Source organism: Burkholderia ubonensis (assembly GCF_001718695.1).
Lineage (GTDB): Bacteria > Pseudomonadota > Gammaproteobacteria > Burkholderiales > Burkholderiaceae > Burkholderia > Burkholderia ubonensis_B.
Genome location: NZ_CP013420.1, coordinates 1,981,385 through 1,999,799 on the forward strand (window position 1 = coordinate 1,981,385; position 18,415 = coordinate 1,999,799).

At 61.1% G+C, this 18,415-nt stretch carries 9 protein-coding genes, 2 tRNA genes, 3 rRNA genes and 1 pseudogene; 3 read left to right on the forward strand and 12 right to left on the reverse strand.

All coding sequences use genetic code 11. The features are described 5' to 3' along the window. Position 1: 1 nt before the first annotated feature. The 4 genes and pseudogenes from ftsL to coq7 form a co-directional block, all read right to left on the reverse strand. Positions 2-307, reverse strand: a pseudogene (gene ftsL, locus WJ35_RS29800) (cell division protein FtsL); the annotation flags it as partial. Then, the gene (gene rsmH, locus WJ35_RS09055) at positions 304-1,245 is read right to left on the reverse strand and encodes a 16S rRNA (cytosine(1402)-N(4))-methyltransferase RsmH (RefSeq protein WP_060236360.1); all 942 of its coding nucleotides are present in this window, start codon (positions 1,243-1,245) and stop codon (positions 304-306) included. The pseudogene ftsL and the gene rsmH, both read right to left, overlap by 4 nt. A gap of 23 nt (positions 1,246-1,268) precedes the next feature. Beyond that, the gene (mraZ, locus tag WJ35_RS09060; RefSeq protein WP_006400450.1) at positions 1,269-1,697 is read right to left on the reverse strand and encodes a division/cell wall cluster transcriptional repressor MraZ; all 429 of its coding nucleotides are present in this window, start codon (positions 1,695-1,697) and stop codon (positions 1,269-1,271) included. A gap of 386 nt (positions 1,698-2,083) precedes the next feature. Then, positions 2,084-2,710, reverse strand: coding sequence for a 2-polyprenyl-3-methyl-6-methoxy-1,4-benzoquinone monooxygenase (gene coq7 / locus WJ35_RS09065; RefSeq protein WP_010091227.1), 627 nt, complete (start codon positions 2,708-2,710; stop codon positions 2,084-2,086). Positions 2,711-2,995: 285 nt separating this feature from the next. On the opposite strand from coq7, the gene WJ35_RS09070 reads away from it, so the two are divergent. After that, a complete protein-coding gene (locus WJ35_RS09070; RefSeq protein WP_069239061.1) occupies positions 2,996-4,162 on the forward strand; it encodes a porin in 1,167 nt (388 codons plus the stop codon). A 373-nt stretch (positions 4,163-4,535) separates the two neighbouring features. Here WJ35_RS09070 and WJ35_RS09075 read toward each other — a convergent pair whose 3' ends face one another. From WJ35_RS09075 to WJ35_RS09110, 8 genes are all read right to left on the reverse strand, one after another. Further along, on the reverse strand, positions 4,536-6,209 hold the full coding sequence (locus WJ35_RS09075; protein ID WP_059865017.1) for a long-chain fatty acid--CoA ligase: 1,674 nt from the start codon (positions 6,207-6,209) through the stop codon (positions 4,536-4,538). 136 nt (positions 6,210-6,345) lie between these two features. Beyond that, positions 6,346-8,421 (reverse strand): molybdopterin-containing oxidoreductase family protein, encoded by a 2,076-nt coding sequence (locus tag WJ35_RS09080; protein ID WP_069239062.1) that lies wholly within the window; start codon positions 8,419-8,421, stop codon positions 6,346-6,348. A 264-nt stretch (positions 8,422-8,685) separates the two neighbouring features. Beyond that, positions 8,686-8,798: ribosomal RNA gene (gene rrf, locus WJ35_RS09085) — 5S ribosomal RNA — on the reverse strand. A gap of 155 nt (positions 8,799-8,953) precedes the next feature. Beyond that, positions 8,954-11,835 (reverse strand): 23S ribosomal RNA (locus WJ35_RS09090). Positions 11,836-12,119: 284 nt separating this feature from the next. After that, positions 12,120-12,195 (reverse strand) — tRNA-Ala (locus tag WJ35_RS09095). A gap of 38 nt (positions 12,196-12,233) precedes the next feature. Next, positions 12,234-12,310: transfer RNA gene (locus WJ35_RS09100), tRNA-Ile, on the reverse strand. A 63-nt stretch (positions 12,311-12,373) separates the two neighbouring features. Beyond that, positions 12,374-13,906, reverse strand: a 16S ribosomal RNA gene (locus tag WJ35_RS09105). Together the 16S, 23S and 5S rRNA genes with 2 tRNA genes alongside form the textbook arrangement of a ribosomal RNA operon. Positions 13,907-14,465: 559 nt before the next feature. Beyond that, the gene (locus tag WJ35_RS09110) at positions 14,466-15,242 is read right to left on the reverse strand and encodes an enoyl-CoA hydratase (RefSeq protein ID WP_060232591.1); all 777 of its coding nucleotides are present in this window, start codon (positions 15,240-15,242) and stop codon (positions 14,466-14,468) included. A gap of 129 nt (positions 15,243-15,371) precedes the next feature. Between WJ35_RS09110 and paaN the strand changes: the two genes are divergently transcribed. Both paaN and pcaF read left to right on the forward strand, forming a co-directional pair. After that, the gene (gene paaN, locus WJ35_RS09115) at positions 15,372-17,078 is read left to right on the forward strand and encodes a phenylacetic acid degradation protein PaaN (RefSeq protein ID WP_060232594.1); all 1,707 of its coding nucleotides are present in this window, start codon (positions 15,372-15,374) and stop codon (positions 17,076-17,078) included. A 97-nt stretch (positions 17,079-17,175) separates the two neighbouring features. After that, complete coding sequence (gene pcaF, locus WJ35_RS09120) at positions 17,176-18,378, forward strand: 3-oxoadipyl-CoA thiolase (RefSeq protein WP_060232596.1); 1,203 nt, start codon at positions 17,176-17,178, stop codon at positions 18,376-18,378. Positions 18,379-18,415: the final 37 nt, after the last annotated feature.

An 18,415-nucleotide genomic window follows, 5' to 3' on the forward strand; every position in this document is an offset into this window, starting at 1 on the left:
CGGCCGATGCGGGGATCGGCGCGTCGATCGCCTTCGCGGCGCCCGGCGCCAGCGTCAGGTATTGGGTGCGGCCGGTCATGATCGGCTGCATCTTCAGCGAATCGTTCGCGAGCTGCTCGATGCGGGAGGTCTTCGACAGCGCGCTCTGCTGATACTGAAGCTGCGCATAGTCCTGCTGGAGCTGGTGCTCCTGCGACTGCGCGCGCTGCAGCTGAATGAAGATCTGGCGCTGCTGGTTCGTCGAATTGACGACCGACAGCGCGCAGCCCATCACGATGATCAGCAGGAAGATGTTGAAGCGGCTCATGGCGCGACGCGCTCCGCAATGCGCATCACCGCCGAGCGCGCGCGCGGGTTCGCGGCCACTTCGGCGTCGCTCGGGAATTTGCGGCCGATGATCTTCAACGGGGGGCTCGGGAGGTCGACGGCGCGGATCGGCAGGCGGCGATCGACCGCAGGCGCACTCGCGTGCGCCTGCATGAATCGCTTGACGATCCGGTCCTCGAGTGAATGAAAGCTGATGACCACCAGCCGCCCCCCTTGCTCCAGCAACGACAATGCCGCGTCTAGTACGACTTGCAGGTCCGCAAGCTCTTGATTGACGTGAATCCGTATAGCCTGAAAGGTGCGGGTTGCCGGGTCCTTGCCCTTCTCACGTGTCTTGACGACGTGACCCACGATTTGGGCAAGCTCGCCCGTGCTGTCGAGAGGCCCGAGACGGTCGGACTCTGCCCGGCGAGCAACAAGCGCCTTTGCAATCTGAAAAGCAAACCGTTCTTCCCCATAATCTCGTATCACCTCCGTCAGTTCCTGCAGCGACGCCCGCGCGAGCCATTCGGCCGCCGACTCGCCGCGCGTCGGATCCATGCGCATGTCCAGCGGGCCATCCGCGCGGAAGCTGAAGCCCCGCTGCGGATCGTCCACCTGCGGCGAGGACACGCCCAGGTCCAGCAACACACCCGACACCTTCCCGATGCCGCGCGCCGCAAGCGCGCCCTGCATCGACGCAAAGCTGTCGTGCACGATCGCGAAGCGCGCATCCTCGATGCCCCGCGCCGTCTCGATCGCACGCGGATCCTTGTCGAACGCGATCAGGCGCCCGGCGGCCCCGAGCCGCGCGAGCACCGCGAGGCTGTGGCCGCCCCGCCCGAACGTGCCGTCGACATAGATGCCGTCCGGCCGCGTCACGAGCGCGTCGACCGCCTCGTCCAACAACACCGTCCGATGCTGCAATTCGTTTCCCATCGCGGGCGTCTCCGTCACCGCAATCAGAACGTGAAATTCTTCAGCGCGTCGGGCATGCCCTGCGCCATCGCCGCCTGCTCCTTCGCGATGTAGGTCTGCGAATCCCACAGCTCGAAGTGACTACCCATTCCCAACAACATGACTTCCTTTTCCAGCCCGGCCGCCATGCGCAGCTCGGGCGATACGAGAATCCGGCCCGCGCTGTCGAGATCGACATCCATCGCATTGCCGAGAAAAATCCGCCGCCACCAGTGCGCATCCATCGGCAGCGCAGCGATCTTGGCGCGGAACACCTCCCATTCGGGGCGCGGAAACAGCAACAGGCAGCCGTCCGGGTGCTTGGTCACAGTCACCCGTCCTTCTGCCTGTCCTTGCAGCGCTTCGCGATAGCGAGCCGGCACCGACATCCGCCCTTTCGCATCGAGCGTCAGCGCCGACGCCCCTTGGAACACTTTCCGCTCTCCCGTTCAGGGCACCGAAGCACCCGCTCAATGCTCAGAATTTAGCCGGAATAGCCCGCCAAATCACACAAAAATACACTTTCTCACACTGTCTCCCACTTTAGAGGAAGGGTGTGGCACGGTCAAGGGAGCGGCCCGGTTTTTTGACGAATTTTGTTAGTTAGAACAAGGACTTACGCGCACAAGCTCATGCGCCCCTTTACTCCAAAAACCGTTAAAAATGAATGAGCTAGTGCAACTTGTGAAGGTGATACGTGAACAAGGCCGGCCAGATGGGCGTGCGAACGGGGCTTTCGGGGGCGGGAAAACGCGGAAAAAGCGGGCGGTATCGTCGGCGGTGAACCGGAGCCGCGTCGTGCGCGGCCCCGGCCCGAAGATCACAGGTAGTACGCAGTGCTCGTCATGACTTTCGATGCGGCGCGCATCAGCATCCGCGCCGGCAGCGGCAGCTCGATGCCGCCCGCGTCGGTCGCGGCCTTGCCGTGCTTCACCTCGTCGATGCGCATCTGGTCGACAATCGCGCGTGACGCGGTGTCGCCCGCCGGCAGCGTCGACAGGTGACCTTCCAGATGGCTTTCGACCTGGCGCTCCGTCTCGGCCATGAAGCCGAGGCTCACCTTGTCGCCGAGCGCGCCGGCCGCGACGCCGATCGCCAGCGCGCCAGCGTACCACAGCGGATTCAGCACGCTCGGACGCGAGTCGAGCTCCTTGAGCCGGTGCGCGGTCCATGCGAGGTGGTCCTCCTCCTCGCGGGCAGCCTCCTCGAACATCGCCTTGGCCGCCGGCGTGCGCGCGGTCAGCTTCTGCGCCTGATACAGCGCCTGCGCGCAGATCTCGCCGACATGGTTCACGCGCATCAGTCCTGCGGCATGCGTGCGCTCGGCCGGCGTGAGCTCGACGGTCGGGGGTTCAGCAGGCGCGGGCACCGGCCGGCTCATGCGGTTCACGCCCGCCATCGAGCGCAGACCGCGATCGAATTCGCTGATCAATTCATCCAACACCATCCTGTTCTCCTGGCTGCTAGTGCTTGCGTTTCCGCACCCGGCGAAAGCGCGTGTCCGCTGCGTAACCGACTTGATTCTTCAGCGGAAATTGCGGTTAACCCGTGATTTTAACCATTGTTGCATAAACGAAACATGGCGCCCCCGTGCCGGGGCATCTTGCTTTGTTGCAAAAAGTCCTTTTGCTACATTACGTCGGACTTCGTGCGAAGTTGAAGCGGGGATCGTCTGCAGAACATAACTATTTGCCCCGCAACAATAAATTTTATGATTTCTGGAGATCCGTTCATGAAAAAGTCGCTTCTCGCGCTCGTCGCGCTGGGCGCGTTCGCTGGCGCCGCTCACGCGCAAAGCAGCGTGACGCTTTACGGCATCATCGATGAAGGCTTCATCTTCAACAACAACGCCAAGGGCAAGCACCTGTACGGCCTGTCGAGCGGCGTGCTGCAAGGCAGCCGCTGGGGCCTGCGCGGCACGGAAGACCTGGGCGGCGGCCTGAAGGCGGTCTTCGTGCTCGAAAACGGCTTTGACGTGAACACCGGCGGCCTCAAGCAGGGCGGCCTCGAATTCGGCCGTCAGGCATACGTCGGCCTGGGGAGCGGCTTCGGCACGGTCACGCTGGGCCGCCAGTACGACTCCGTCGTCGACTTCGTCGGCCCGCTCGAGGCGGGTGACCAGTGGGGCGGCTACATCGCCGCGCACCCGGGCGACCTCGACAACTTCAACAACGCCTATCGCGTGAACAACGCGATCAAATACACGAGCCCGACCTACAACGGCTTCTCGTTCGGCGGCCTGTACAGCTTCGGCGGGCAAGCCGGCCAGTTCGCGAAGAACCAGGTCTGGTCGCTCGGCGCCGGCTACAACAACGGCCCGCTGGTTCTCGGCGTCGGCTACCTGAACGCGCGCACGCCGGCGAACTTCGGCGGCATGTTCAACACCGGCTCGTCCGATCCGGCGGCAAGCGGCAAGCCGGTCGTCTCGTCGCCGGTTTACGGCACGTACGCGAACAGCGCGAACACGTACCAGGTCATCGGTGCCGGCGGCGCCTACACGTTCGGCGCGGCGACGATCGGGGCAACGTACTCGAACACGAAGTTCAAGGGCTTTACTGCTGGCGGGTTCTCCGGCACTGCGACGTTCAACAACGGCGAAATCAACTTCAAGTATCAGTTGACCCCGGCGCTGATCCTGGGCGCGGCGTACGACTATACGCAGGGCAGCAAGATCGGCGACGCGTCCGCCGCGAAATACCACCAGGGCTCGCTGGGCGTCGACTACTTCCTGTCGAAGCGTACGGACATCTACGTGATCGGCGTGTACCAGCATGCGTCGGGCAACGTGCTCGATTCGTCGGGCCACATCGCTCCGGCCACCGCCGCGATCAACGGCCTCGACCAGTCGAACACCAGCAATCAGGTGGCGGCTCGCGTCGGCATCCGTCACAAGTTCTAATCAGCTTGTCTGACAAGCCGCAGTTCATTGAAGGCGCCTTCGGGCGCCTTTTTCTTTTTCGGTTGGGCGCGGTCGGCGTGTGGCGCGCGCGGCGGCGCGGCGCGAGCGCTTGCGCCGGCTGTGCGCTGGCGACGCAGCGCCACGTGAACGCCGCCTTTACCGGCACCGAAGTTCACCGCGCGCCTGCCATTCGAAGCGAAGCGGGTGCATGGAATGGTCGCGGCCGCGCCGGCGGCCACCGCCCTCGGGGTCGAACGACCATCGTGGCGACGGCCACGTCCCGACGATATCTGCAGCGCGACGCGTCGCCCGCCCAAAATTAAAAAGCCCGGCACAAGGCCGGGCTCGCAGGTTCGAACGTCGACCTTACGCTTTACGCGCGTCCGTCGCGCAATTCGCGCCGCAGGATCTTGCCGACGTTCGTCTTCGGCAATTCGGTGCGGAATTCGACGAGCTTCGGACGCTTGTACCCCGTGAGCCGCTCCTTGCAGTACGCGAGAATGTCCTTGTCCGTGAGCGCAGGGTCTTTCTTCACGACGAAGAGCTTCACCGCTTCCCCCGAATGCTCGTCCGGCACGCCGACCGCGGCCACCTCGAACACGCCCGGGTGCGACGCCACGACGTCCTCCACCTCGTTCGGATACACGTTGAAGCCGGACACGAGGATCATGTCCTTCTTGCGGTCGACGATCTTCACGTAGCCGCGCGCGTCCATCACGCCGACGTCGCCGGTCTTGAAGAAGCCGTCGGGGAACATGACCTTGGCGGTTTCCTCCGGACGGTTCCAGTAGCCGGCCATCACCTGCGGCCCGCGGATGCAGATTTCGCCGGGCTCGCCGAGCGGCACTTCATTGCCGGCGTCATCGCGAATCGACACCTCGGTCGACGGCAGCGGCAATCCGATCGTTCCGCTGTACGCCGTGGCGGTCACCGGGTTGCAGGTTGCGACCGGCGATGTTTCGGACAGGCCGTAGCCCTCCACGATCGCCGTGTGCGTCTTCTCGTACCAGCGCTTCGCCACGCCTTCCTGGATCGCCATGCCGCCGCCGTTGGCGATCGCGAGCTTCGAGAAATCGAGCTGGTCGAAATCCGGGTGGTTCAGCAATGCGTTGTAGAGCGTGTTGACGGCCGGGATCGTCGAGATCTGGTAGCCCTTCAGCTCCTTGATCATGCCGCCGATATCGCGAGGATTCGGAATCAGGATCCCCATGCCCCCGGTGCGCATCGTCAGGAAGCCGCAGACGGTCAGCGCGAACACGTGGTAGAGCGGCAGCGCGACCACGGTCACGAACTGCTTCACGTCCGGATACTTCTCGTGCGCGGGGTGGTGCCATGCCCCCGCCTGCAGCACGTTCGAGACGATGTTCCGATGCAGCAGCGTCGCGCCCTTCGCGACGCCCGTCGTGCCGCCCGTGTACTGCAGGAACGCGACGTCGTTCGGGCCGAGCTTCTGCGGCTTGAAGGCCAGCCGCGCCCCCTCGGCCAGCGCCGCCTTGAATCGGGTATAAGCCGGAAGCTGCCACGCCGGCACCATCTTCTTGACGTTGCGCACGACGTAGTTGACGAGCCATCCCTTGACGCCCAGCAGATCGCCCATCGAAGCGACCACCACATGCTTGACCGACGTATTGGCGATCACGGCCTGCAGCGTCGTCGCGAAATTCTCGAGGATGACGATCGCTTCGGCGCCGCTGTCCTTGAGCTGGTGTTCGAGTTCGCGCGGCGTATAGAGCGGATTGACGTTGACGACGGTATAGCCGGCACGCAGCACCGCGACGATCGCCACCGGATACTGCAGGACGTTCGGCATCATCAGCGCGACGCGGGCGCCGCGCGCCAGCCCCCGCGACTGCAGCCACGCGCCGAATTGGCGCGACAGCGTGTCCAGCTCACCGTACGTGATCGCCTTGCCCATGCACACGAAGGCCGTCCGGTCACGGTACTGGGTGAAGCTTTCGGCGAGCAGGTCGGGGACGGACGGATACGGAGACGGATCAATTTCGGCCGGAACGCCGGACGGGTACGATTTCAGCCAAATCTTGTCCATACTGCGCGTCTCCTCACAGATTTTCGAATGGTCGTGCGAAAACGCATCCTAGCGGCTCGCCCGTCCCGAGACAACAGGGTTAGATACCCACTTCCAACTTTCGATTGAATTCGTCAGATCATATCGCGATGTTCGGTCAAATCCGTTCTACTTCTACCAGGCAGTCGTAAAACGTCGCCGAATTGCCCAGATCGGTGAGTGCCTGGCTCGTCACCTCGTTCGCATTTCGACCGTCCGGCGACAGTTTCTTCCACCAGATCGACAAGCCCACGACCAGCCCCGCGCGCGCACGATCCGTGACCCTCGCGACGGCCTGCATCGAGCCGCGGTCGTTGAAGATTCGCACCATGCCGCCATCGCCGATGCCGCGCGACTCGGCGTCCGCCGGATGGATGTCGAGATGCGGCTGGCCCTCCGTATTGCGCAGGCTGTCGACGTTGACGAAGGTGCTGTTCAGGAAATTGCGGGCCGGCGGCGAGATCATCGCGAGCGGATAGCGCGCCGCAAGCTCCGGCGCCGCTTCTGCCGACTCGAACGGAGGCAGATAGTCCGGCACCGGATCCATCCCCATCTCCGCCAGTTGCGCGCTGTAGAACTCGCATTTGCCCGACGGGGTCCTGAAGCCGCCGTTCGCAAACGGCGCATCCGCGAGCTTGAGCTTCACCCAGCCCGCGTGCTTCAAGGTGTTCCAGTCGCTATCGAGCGTCGGGTCGTCCCAGCGGAGCGCCGCCTGAGCGACTTCTTCGTCGCTGTGATAGAGCGCCGGTTCATCGAGCCCCATGCTGCGCGCGATGCCGCGGAAAATCTCCGTGTTCGGCCGCGCATCGCCTACCGGTGGAATCGACGGCAGGTTCGCCATCACATAGGTGTGGCCATACGACTTGTGGACGTCGAGATGCTCGAGCTGTGTGGTCGCCGGCAGCACAATGTCGGCGAAATCGACGGTATCTGTCTTGAAGTGCTCGAGAACGACGGTGAACAGGTCCTCACGCGCAAATCCTGCGGCGACCTTCGACGAATCCGGCGCGACGGCGACAGGGTTCGAGTTGTAGACGATCACCGCCTCGACCTTCGGTCCGAAGGACTCGTCGCCCGGGTGCAGCAGCGCATCGCCGATGGCGTTCATGTTGATGACGCGCGGCAGCTTGTGAGGCCAGCCGGGGATGAGATCCGGGCGCAGCAAGGCGGCATGATCGATCGGCGCGAATTCCGACGACGACAGCAACAGCCCGCCGGCCCGATCGCGCCATGCGCCCGTCAGCGCGGGCAAGCTGGCGATCGCACGCACTGCGTTGCCGCCGCCTCGCACGCGCTGCATGCCGTAATTGAGCCGGATCGACGCTTTCCGGGTGGCACCGTAGCGGCGCGCGAGATCGATCAGCTCGGACGCGTTAATACCGCAGATCTGCGCAACCCGCTCCGGCGGATAGGACATTGCGCGCGCCTCGAGCGCGTCGAAGCCGACCGTATGGCTGGCGATATAGTCGTGATCGAGCAGGTTTTCGTTGATCAGCACGTGCATCATGCCGAGCGCGAACGCGCCGTCGGTACCGGGCCGCAATGCAATGTGCTGGTGACACTTTTCCGCTGTCAGCGAGCGGTACGGGTCGATCGCGACCAGATGTGCGCCGCGCCGTTTCGCTTCCTGGGCCCGCGTCCAGAAATGCAGGCTCGACGCGATCGGGTTCGCGCCCCAGATCAGAATCAGTTCGCTCTCTTCGAAATATTCGAGGTGCATCCCGAGACTGCCGCCATAGGTGTAGCGCAGCCCTGCCGCACCCGCGGCGGCACAGATCGCGCGCTCGAGCCGTGACGCGCCCAGCTTGTGGAAGAACCGTTGGGCGATGCCTTCGCCCTGCACGAGCCCCATCGTCCCCGCATAGCTGTATGGAACAATCGCTTCCGGCGCGCGCTTCGCGATCTCTCCAAGGCGCCGGCCGATCTCGTCGAATGCCTCGGTCCAGCTGATTGGCACGAAACGCCCCTCTCCCTTGGCGCCGATGCGCTTGAGCGGTACGGTCAGGCGATCGGGATGATGCACCCGGTCGGCGTAACGGCTGACCTTGGTGCACAACACACCCTGAGTCGGCGGATGATCGGGATCGCCGGATACCTTGAGCGCCTTGCCGTTTTCGACGGTGACGCGCATCGCGCACGTATCAGGGCAATCGTGAGGGCACACGGCCCGAGCTATCTGGGTAGCTCCGTTCATCGTTCTGGATCCTGCATCGGGGGAGATTGGCAGATTCTACGTGGACGCCCTTGATCAGGCTTCACTTCATCCGAATTTCCTGATTGTCCGTCGGAAATCGGGAAGGGGGATGGAATTTTGTTGGTATGGGATAGGGCTTCGGTACCGATCTAGACACGGCGTTACACCACTGAAATGATGGCTTTAGTCGCGGTGAGATCGTATTTTCAGAGCCACAAATGCAAAAACCCCCGCCGGTCGGGCGGGGGTTTCTGGCTAGGGGGAGCCTGACGATTACCTACTTTCACACGGGAATCCGCACTATCATCGGCGTAGAGTCGTTTCACGGTCCTGTTCGGGATGGGAAGGGGTGGGACCGACTCGCTATGGTCATCAGGCAAAGAGGGTTGTTCTGCTGGCGTGGCCAACAGAACCAATCTTGGAAGAAGCAGTAATCTTGAGTTGTGTGTATCACACACGAGAATCCAACATGTCGCTTTGGATCGCGGCCAGTGCTTTCGCACGGCGCCGATCTACAAGGCAGACTTGTTATAGGATCAAGCCTTACGGGCAATTAGTATCAGTTAGCTGAACGCATTACTGCGCTTACACACCTGACCTATCAACGTCCTGGTCTCGAACGACCCTTCAAGGGGATCTAGTCCCCAGGGATATCTCATCTTAAGGCGAGTTTCCCGCTTAGATGCTTTCAGCGGTTATCTCTTCCGAACATAGCTACCCGGCGATGCCACTGGCGTGACAACCGGTACACCAGAGGTTCGTCCACTCCGGTCCTCTCGTACTAGGAGCAGCCCCCTTCAAATATCCAACGCCCACGGCAGATAGGGACCAAACTGTCTCACGACGTTTTAAACCCAGCTCACGTACCTCTTTAAATGGCGAACAGCCATACCCTTGGGACCGGCTACAGCCCCAGGATGAGATGAGCCGACATCGAGGTGCCAAACACCGCCGTCGATATGAACTCTTGGGCGGTATCAGCCTGTTATCCCCAGAGTACCTTTTATCCGTTGAGCGATGGCCCTTCCATACAGAACCACCGGATCACTATGACCTGCTTTCGCACCTGCTCGACTTGTCGGTCTCGCAGTTAAGCACGCTTATGCCATTGCACTATCAGCACGATTTCCGACCGTACCTAGCGTACCTTCGTACTCCTCCGTTACGCTTTGGGAGGAGACCGCCCCAGTCAAACTGCCTACCATGCACTGTCCCCGACCCGGATCACGGGCCAAGGTTAGAACCTCAAACAAACCAGGGTGGTATTTCAAGGACGGCTCCACCGAAACTAGCGTTCCGGTTTCATAGCCTCCCACCTATCCTACACAGATCGGTTCAAAGTCCAATGCAAAGCTACAGTAAAGGTTCATGGGGTCTTTCCGTCTAGCCGCGGGTAGATTGCATCATCACAAACACTTCAACTTCGCTGAGTCTCGGGAGGAGACAGTGTGGCCATCGTTACGCCATTCGTGCAGGTCGGAACTTACCCGACAAGGAATTTCGCTACCTTAGGACCGTTATAGTTACGGCCGCCGTTTACCGGGACTTCAATCAAGAGCTTGCACCCCATCATTTAATCTTCCGGCACCGGGCAGGCGTCACACCCTATACGTCCACTTTCGTGTTTGCAGAGTGCTGTGTTTTTATTAAACAGTCGCAGCCACCAGTTTATTGCAACCCCTTCACCCTCCTGGCGCAGGCCAGTCAAGCTACAAGGGCGTACCTTATCCCGAAGTTACGGTACCAATTTGCCGAGTTCCTTCTCCCGAGTTCTCTCAAGCGCCTTAGAATACTCATCTCGCCCACCTGTGTCGGTTTGCGGTACGGTCATCGTTAGACTGAAGCTTAGAGGCTTTTCTTGGAACCACTTCCAATTGCTTCGCTCCCGAAGGAGCTCGCGCCACACCCTTGAATTACGCACCCGGATTTGCCTAAGTGCCTTCTCCAATGCAGCGACCGGGACTTCCAACACCCGGACAACCTTCCGCGATCCGTCCCCCCATCGCATCTAACAATGGTGCAGGAATATTGACCTGCTTCCCATCAGCTACGCATTTCTGCCTCGCCTTAGGGGCCGACTCACCCTACGCCGATGAACGTTGCGTAGGAAACCTTGGGCTTACGGCGAGGGGGCCTTTCACCCCCTTTATCGCTACTCATGTCAGCATTCGCACTTCCGATACCTCCAGCACCCTTTACAAGGCACCTTCGCAGGCTTACGGAACGCTCTCCTACCATGCGTGCAAAGCACGCATCCGCAGCTTCGGTATATAGCTTAGCCCCGTTACATCTTCCGCGCAGGACGACTCGATCAGTGAGCTATTACGCTTTCTTTAAAGGGTGGCTGCTTCTAAGCCAACCTCCTGACTGTTTTAGCCTTCCCACTTCGTTTCCCACTTAGCTATATTTGGGGACCTTAGCTGGCGGTCTGGGTTGTTTCCCTCTTGACACCGGACGTTAGCACCCGATGTCTGTCTCCCGTGATTGCACTCTTCGGTATTCGGAGTTTGCTATGGCGGGGTAATCTGCAATAGACCCCCCAACCATGACAGTGCTCTACCCCCGAAGGTGAGACACGAGGCACTACCTAAATAGTTTTCGGAGAGAACCAGCTATTTCCAGGTTTGTTTAGCCTTTCACCCCTATCCACAGCTCATCCCCTAACTTTTCAACGTTAGTGGGTTCGGACCTCCAGTACGTGTTACCGCACCTTCATCCTGGCCATGGATAGATCACCTGGTTTCGGGTCTACGCCCAGCAACTGAACGCCCTATTCGGACTCGCTTTCGCTACGCCTGCCCTATACGGTTAAGCTTGCTACTGAACGTAAGTCGCTGACCCATTATACAAAAGGTACGCCGTCACCCCTTACGAGGCTCCGACTGTTTGTATGCATGCGGTTTCAGGATCTATTTCACTCCCCTCCCGGGGTTCTTTTCGCCTTTCCCTCACGGTACTGGTTCACTATCGGTCGATCACGAGTATTTAGCCTTGGAGGATGGTCCCCCCATCTTCAGACAGGATTTCACGTGTCCCGCCCTACTTGTCGCACACCTAGTTCTTTCATACTGTTTTCGCCTACAGGGCTATCACCTGCTATGGCCGCACTTTCCAGAGCGTTCGGCTAACAATACAAATAAAGAGTGCAAGGCTCATCCCATTTCGCTCGCCACTACTTTGGGAATCTCGGTTGATTTCTTTTCCTGCGGTTACTTAGATGTTTCAGTTCACCGCGTTCGCTTCTCTGGACCTATGTATTCAGTCCAGGATGACCCAAAAGGGCCGGGTTTCCCCATTCGGACATCTACGGATCAAAGCTCGTTTGCCAGCTCCCCGTAGCTTTTCGCAGGCTACCGCGTCCTTCATCGCCTGTGATCGCCAAGGCATCCACCACATGCACTTGTTCGCTTGACCCTATAACGAGTCTGTCTCATCGACAGTCGCTACAGGTTGAGTTCTCGCGTTGTGCCGTATTCCAATTGAGCCGAACATGAAGTTCGAATCATCTTGAGATACATCGATACAATCACAACCCGGATAGTTTTCACGTCCATCTCGAGACGCTTCCGCTATCCAAATTACTTACTTCTTCCAGATTGTTAAAGAACGACAGCCGATATGGTGTTACTCATATCACTCTGACTGGCTCAATCGCCAATGACAAAAGCTCGACGCGTCGAACGCTTGTCATTGAGGATTGGTGGAGGCAGACGGGATCGAACCGACGACCCCCTGCTTGCAAAGCAGGTGCTCTCCCAGCTGAGCTATGCCCCCATGAGTACAGATGCCTCAGGGTGTTACCGCCAGACAAATGGTGGGTCTGGTTGGATTCGAACCAACGACCCCCGCCTTATCAAGACGGTGCTCTAACCGACTGAGCTACAGACCCCTGAGTCTGTCTTTAAATTTACAGCCGATAAGCGTGAGCGCTCAACTTTGCGATAAGCTCTGGAAAGGAGGTGATCCAGCCGCACCTTCCGATACGGCTACCTTGTTACGACTTCACCCCAGTCATGAATCCTACCGTGGTGACCGTCCTCCTTGCGGTTAGACTAGCCACTTCTGGTAAAACCCACTCCCATGGTGTGACGGGCGGTGTGTACAAGACCCGGGAACGTATTCACCGCGGCATGCTGATCCGCGATTACTAGCGATTCCAGCTTCATGCACTCGAGTTGCAGAGTGCAATCCGGACTACGATCGGTTTTCTGGGATTAGCTCCCCCTCGCGGGTTGGCAACCCTCTGTTCCGACCATTGTATGACGTGTGAAGCCCTACCCATAAGGGCCATGAGGACTTGACGTCATCCCCACCTTCCTCCGGTTTGTCACCGGCAGTCTCCTTAGAGTGCTCTTGCGTAGCAACTAAGGACAAGGGTTGCGCTCGTTGCGGGACTTAACCCAACATCTCACGACACGAGCTGACGACAGCCATGCAGCACCTGTGCGCCGGTTCTCTTTCGAGCACTCCCGAATCTCTTCAGGATTCCGACCATGTCAAGGGTAGGTAAGGTTTTTCGCGTTGCATCGAATTAATCCACATCATCCACCGCTTGTGCGGGTCCCCGTCAATTCCTTTGAGTTTTAATCTTGCGACCGTACTCCCCAGGCGGTCAACTTCACGCGTTAGCTACGTTACTAAGGAAATGAATCCCCAACAACTAGTTGACATCGTTTAGGGCGTGGACTACCAGGGTATCTAATCCTGTTTGCTCCCCACGCTTTCGTGCATGAGCGTCAGTATTGGCCCAGGGGGCTGCCTTCGCCATCGGTATTCCTCCACATCTCTACGCATTTCACTGCTACACGTGGAATTCTACCCCCCTCTGCCATACTCTAGCCTGCCAGTCACCAATGCAGTTCCCAGGTTGAGCCCGGGGATTTCACATCGGTCTTAGCAAACCGCCTGCGCACGCTTTACGCCCAGTAATTCCGATTAACGCTTGCACCCTACGTATTACCGCGGCTGCTGGCACGTAGTTAGCCGGTGCTTATTCTTCCGGTACCGTCATCCCCCGACTGTATTAGAGCCAAGGATTTCTTTCCGGACAAAAGTGCTTTACAACCCGAAGGCCTTCTTCACACACGCGGCATTGCTGGATCAGGCTTTCGCCCATTGTCCAAAATTCCCCACTGCTGCCTCCCGTAGGAGTCTGGGCCGTGTCTCAGTCCCAGTGTGGCTGGTCGTCCTCTCAGACCAGCTACTGATCGTCGCCTTGGTAGGCCTTTACCCCACCAACTAGCTAATCAGCCATCGGCCAACCCTATAGCGCGAGGCCCGAAGGTCCCCCGCTTTCATCCATAGATCGTATGCGGTATTAATCCGGCTTTCGCCGGGCTATCCCCCACTACAGGACATGTTCCGATGTATTACTCACCCGTTCGCCACTCGCCACCAGGTGCAAGCACCCGTGCTGCCGTTCGACTTGCATGTGTAAGGCATGCCGCCAGCGTTCAATCTGAGCCAGGATCAAACTCTTCAGTTTAAACCTGTTACTGTTTTCGGTTCCGTTAAGAACCGGTCGCTCACTCAAAGCTGACAGGTATATGAATCTCTTCATAAACCTGACTTACTTTAGTGTGAGACTCTTGATACTTTCGCTTTCTGATCCGAAGATCAGCTCGCTTCGATCAAGCGCCCACACTTATCGGCTGTTAATTTTTAAAGAGCATTTCTGCGAGAACTTCGTCTTTCCCAGCAGCGCTGCGTTGTCAGCAGCAGAGAAGAGAGATTATGAACCGTCTTTCTTCACTCGTCAACAACTTTTTGAACTGCTTCGTTGTGACGGTGAGGGGTTCAGCTTCGTGTGCGTTCGGGTCGTTACAACCGCCCCAACCGCACCGCTTCCCTTCTTCTCCCGCGCCGCGTTGCCGTCAGCGCGAAAGAGGCGTGATTCTAGGCACCCGCCCCTCGCAATGCAACCCCTTTTGTGAAAATATTTTGAAACGGCCTCGTGCGCTGCCGCGCACGGGGCTTCAGCTTCGACACGTCGGATACCCCTGATTGCGATCGTTCGGCAGCGCGTCGCGCTGCCATCGCCCGAGTCAGCGGTGCTTGAACACCGGCTTGCGCTTTTCGACGAACGCAGCCATCCCTTCCTTCTGGTCTTCCGTCGCGAACATCGAGTGGAACAGCCGGCGCTCGAAATGCACGCCCTCGGCCAGCGTGGTCTCGTATGCGCGGTTCACCGACTCCTTGACCATCATGACCGCCGGCAATGAATACTCGGCAATCGTCGTCGCAGCCTCAATGGCCTCGTCCAGCAGCTTGTCGGCAGGCAACACCCGGGACACCAGCCCGGCCCGCTCGGCCTCTGCGGCATCCATGAAACGCGCGGTCAAGCACATGTCCATCGCCTTGGCCTTCGACACCGCGCGCGGCAAGCGCTGCGTGCCACCCGCGCCCGGCATGATGCCGAGCTTGATTTCGGGCTGGCCGAACTTCGCCGTGTCCGCCGCGAAGACGATGTCGCACATCATCGCCAGTTCGCAGCCACCGCCCAGCGCAAACCCTGCGACCGCAGCAATGATCGGCTTGCGGATCTGGCGGATGACTTCCCAGTTCCGCGTGATGTAGTCGCCCTTGTAAACATCCATATAGGAATAGGTCGACATCATGCCGATGTCCGCACCCGCCGCGAACGCCTTCTCGCTGCCCGTCACGACGATCGCGCCTATACCCTCGTCGGCATCGATCGCCTTGAGCGCAGCACCCAGCTCATCCATCAGCGCATCGTTCAGCGCATTCAGCGCCTTCGGCCGGTTCAGCGTAATGAGGCCGACGCGACCTCGGGTCTCCACCAGGATGTTCTCGTAAGCCATCTATTTCTCCTCGATCAATGAAATGCGAAACGCCTCGCACATGCGAATAGATTGATGCTACCATTCTCCGACCAACCGGTCGGTTAATTAATCGATCCAATTCCCCTTAACGTCCATCAGGCTGCCGCCATGACCCACCCACTGTTCACGAAGCACGAAGACACGCTGAAGCACGCACTCGCCGCCATCGAGAGCCGCGGCTACTGGAGCCCGTTCGTCGAAATGCCCAGTCCCAAAGTGTACGGGGAAAGCGCCAACGCCGACGGCGAGGCGGCGTTCAGGTCGCACCTCGACAAGACCTTCGCGCTCGACCAGCCCGCGGCCGGCGAAACGGTCGGCGCCGAGCGGTCGCCGTACGGCATCGGACTGGGCGTGCGGTACCCGAAATCGACGCCCGATGCGCTGATCGCCGCGGCGGCGGCAGCCCAGCCCGCGTGGCGCAAGGCCGGACCGACCGCATGGATCGGCGTCTGCATGGAAATCCTTGCGCGCCTGAATCGCGCCAGCTTCGAGATCGCGTACAGCGTGATGCACACGACCGGCCAGGCGTTCATGATGGCGTTCCAGGCCGGCGGCCCGCACGCACAAGACCGCGCGCTCGAGGCCGTCGCATACGCATGGGACGAGCTGCGACGCATCCCGGCCGATGCGCACTGGGAAAAGCCGCAAGGCAAGAACCCGCCGCTCGCGATGCACAAGCGCTACACGATCGTGCCGCGCGGCACCGGGCTCGTGCTCGGCTGCTGCACGTTCCCGACCTGGAACGGCTATCCGGGCCTCTTCGCCGATCTGGCGACGGGCAATACCGTGATCGTCAAACCTCATCCGGGTGCGATCCTGCCTCTGGCGATCACCGTCCGGATCGCACGCGACGTGCTGCGCGAAGCAGGTTTCGATCCGAACGTCGTCACGCTGCTCGCAACCGAGCCGAACGACGGCGCCCTCGTGCAGGACCTCGCGCTCCGCCCGGAAATCAAGCTGATCGACTTCACCGGCAGCACGCAGAATGGCACGTGGCTCGAACGCCATGCCCATCAGGCCCAGGTCTATACCGAGAAGGCCGGCGTCAACCAGATCGTGATCGACTCGGTGGACGACCTGAAGGCCGCCGCCAAGAACATCGCCTTCTCGCTGTCGCTGTACTCCGGCCAGATGTGCACGGCGCCGCAGAACATCTACGTGCCGCGCGGGGGCATCCGGACCGCCGACGGGCACGCAAGCTTCGACGAAGTCGCGCAGGCGATCGCCGTCGCGGTGCAGAAGCTGACCGGCGACCCGGCGCGCTCGGTCGAATTGATCGGCGCGATCCAGAACGACGGCGTCACGGCGCGAATCGACGACGCGCGCAAGCTCGGCCGCGTGCTCGCGGACAGCCAGGCGCTGCAGCACCCCGCCTTCCCCGACGCGCGCGTTCGCACCCCGCTCGTGCTCCAGCTCGACGCCGCCGACCGCGAGAAATTCACGCAGGAATGGTTCGGGCCGATTTCGTTCGTGATCGCGACCGACTCGACGGCCCAGTCGCTCGATCTCGCCGGTGCGATCGCCGCGGAACACGGTGCGCTCACGCTCTCCGCCTACAGCACGGACGATGCCGTGATCGACGCGGCGCACGACGCGGCGGTGCGCGGCGGCGTCGCGCTGTCGATCAACCTGACAGGGGGCGTGTTCGTCAACCAGTCCGCCGCATTCTCGGACTTCCACGGCACGGGCGCGAATCCGGCCGCCAATGCGGCGCTCGCGGATTCGGCATTCGTCGCCAACCGGTTCCGCGTGGTGCAGAGCCGTGTCCATGTTGCGCCGAAGGCCGCGCCGGCGGAAGTCGGCCAAACGGCATAACCCGTACGGCCGACGTGCAAACGCCGCGCCGTCCTCTACCATGAACGAATCCGCCGCCCGGCGCGGCGCGGCGGGTTCGCTTTCCACCGATACGCCCATGACTGACGCCTACATCTGCGATGCGATTCGCACCCCCATCGGCCGCTACGGCGGCGCCTTGAAAGATGTCCGTGCCGACGATCTCGGCGCGGTGCCGATCCGGGCGCTGATCGAGCGCAACCGCGACGTCGACTGGTCTGCCATCGACGACGTGATCTACGGCTGCGCGAACCAGGCTGGGGAAGACAACCGCAACGTCGCACGCATGTCCGCGCTGCTGGCGGGCCTTCCGACCACCGTTCCGGGCACGACGCTGAACCGCCTGTGCGGCTCCGGGATGGACGCGGTCGGCTCCGCCGCACGCGCGATCAAGTCCGGGGAAGCGCGGCTGATGATCGCGGGCGGCGTCGAAAGCATGACCCGCGCGCCGTTCGTGATGGGCAAGTCGGCGAGCGCGTTCGCGCGCCAGGCCGACATCTTCGACACGACGATCGGCTGGCGCTTCGTCAATCCGCTGATGAAACAGCGATACGGCGTCGACTCGATGCCGGAAACCGCGGAGAACGTCGCGACCGACTACCACGTCAGCCGCGCCGATCAGGATCTGTTCGCGCTGCGCAGCCAGCAGAAGGCCGCGCGCGCGCAGCAGGACGGCACGCTGGCGGAGGAGATCGTCGCGGTGACGATCCCGCAGAAAAAGGGCGACCCGCTCGTCGTGTCGCGCGACGAGCATCCGCGCGACACGTCGCTGGAGACGCTGGCGAAGCTCAAGGGCGTCGTGCGCCCGGACGGCACGGTCACGGCCGGCAACGCGTCGGGCGTCAACGACGGCGCAGCGGCGCTGCTGCTCGCGAATGCCGAAGCGGCCGACCAGTACGGCCTGCGTCGCCGCGCGCGCGTCGTCGGCATGGCGACCGCCGGCGTCGAGCCGCGCGTGATGGGCATCGGCCCGGCGCCGGCCGTGCAAAAGCTGCTGCTTCACCTCGCCATGACGATCGACCAGTTCGACGTGATCGAGCTGAACGAGGCGTTCGCGTCGCAGGGGCTCGCGGTGCTGCGCATGCTGGGCGTCGCGGACGACGATCCGCGCGTGAACCCGAACGGCGGCGCGATCGCGCTCGGCCATCCGCTCGGCGCATCCGGCGCGCGTCTCGTCACGACGGCGCTTTATCAGCTCGAGCGCACCGGCGGCCGTTTCGCGCTCTGCACGATGTGCATCGGCGTCGGGCAAGGTATCGCGCTCGCGATCGAGCGGGTGTAACCGAAACGCGACGCGCCTATAACGGAGTCATCAAGGA

Bases quoted from the DNA above. Each gene is read 5' to 3' on its own strand.
- WJ35_RS09070 (WP_069239061.1), top strand. From the start codon at position 2,996: ATGAAAAAGTCGCTTCTCGCGCTCGTCGCGCTGGGCGCGTTCGCTGGC.
- pcaF (WP_060232596.1), top strand. From the start codon at position 17,176: ATGACTGACGCCTACATCTGCGATGCGATTCGCACCCCCATCGGCCGC.
- coq7 (WP_010091227.1), bottom strand. From the start codon at position 2,710: ATGGTGTTGGATGAATTGATCAGCGAATTCGATCGCGGTCTGCGCTCG.
- WJ35_RS09080 (WP_069239062.1), bottom strand. From the start codon at position 8,421: ATGAACGGAGCTACCCAGATAGCTCGGGCCGTGTGCCCTCACGATTGC.
- rsmH (WP_060236360.1), bottom strand. From the start codon at position 1,245: ATGGGAAACGAATTGCAGCATCGGACGGTGTTGTTGGACGAGGCGGTC.
- WJ35_RS09110 (WP_060232591.1), bottom strand. From the start codon at position 15,242: ATGGCTTACGAGAACATCCTGGTGGAGACCCGAGGTCGCGTCGGCCTC.
- paaN (WP_060232594.1), top strand. From the start codon at position 15,372: ATGACCCACCCACTGTTCACGAAGCACGAAGACACGCTGAAGCACGCA.
- WJ35_RS09075 (WP_059865017.1), bottom strand. From the start codon at position 6,209: ATGGACAAGATTTGGCTGAAATCGTACCCGTCCGGCGTTCCGGCCGAA.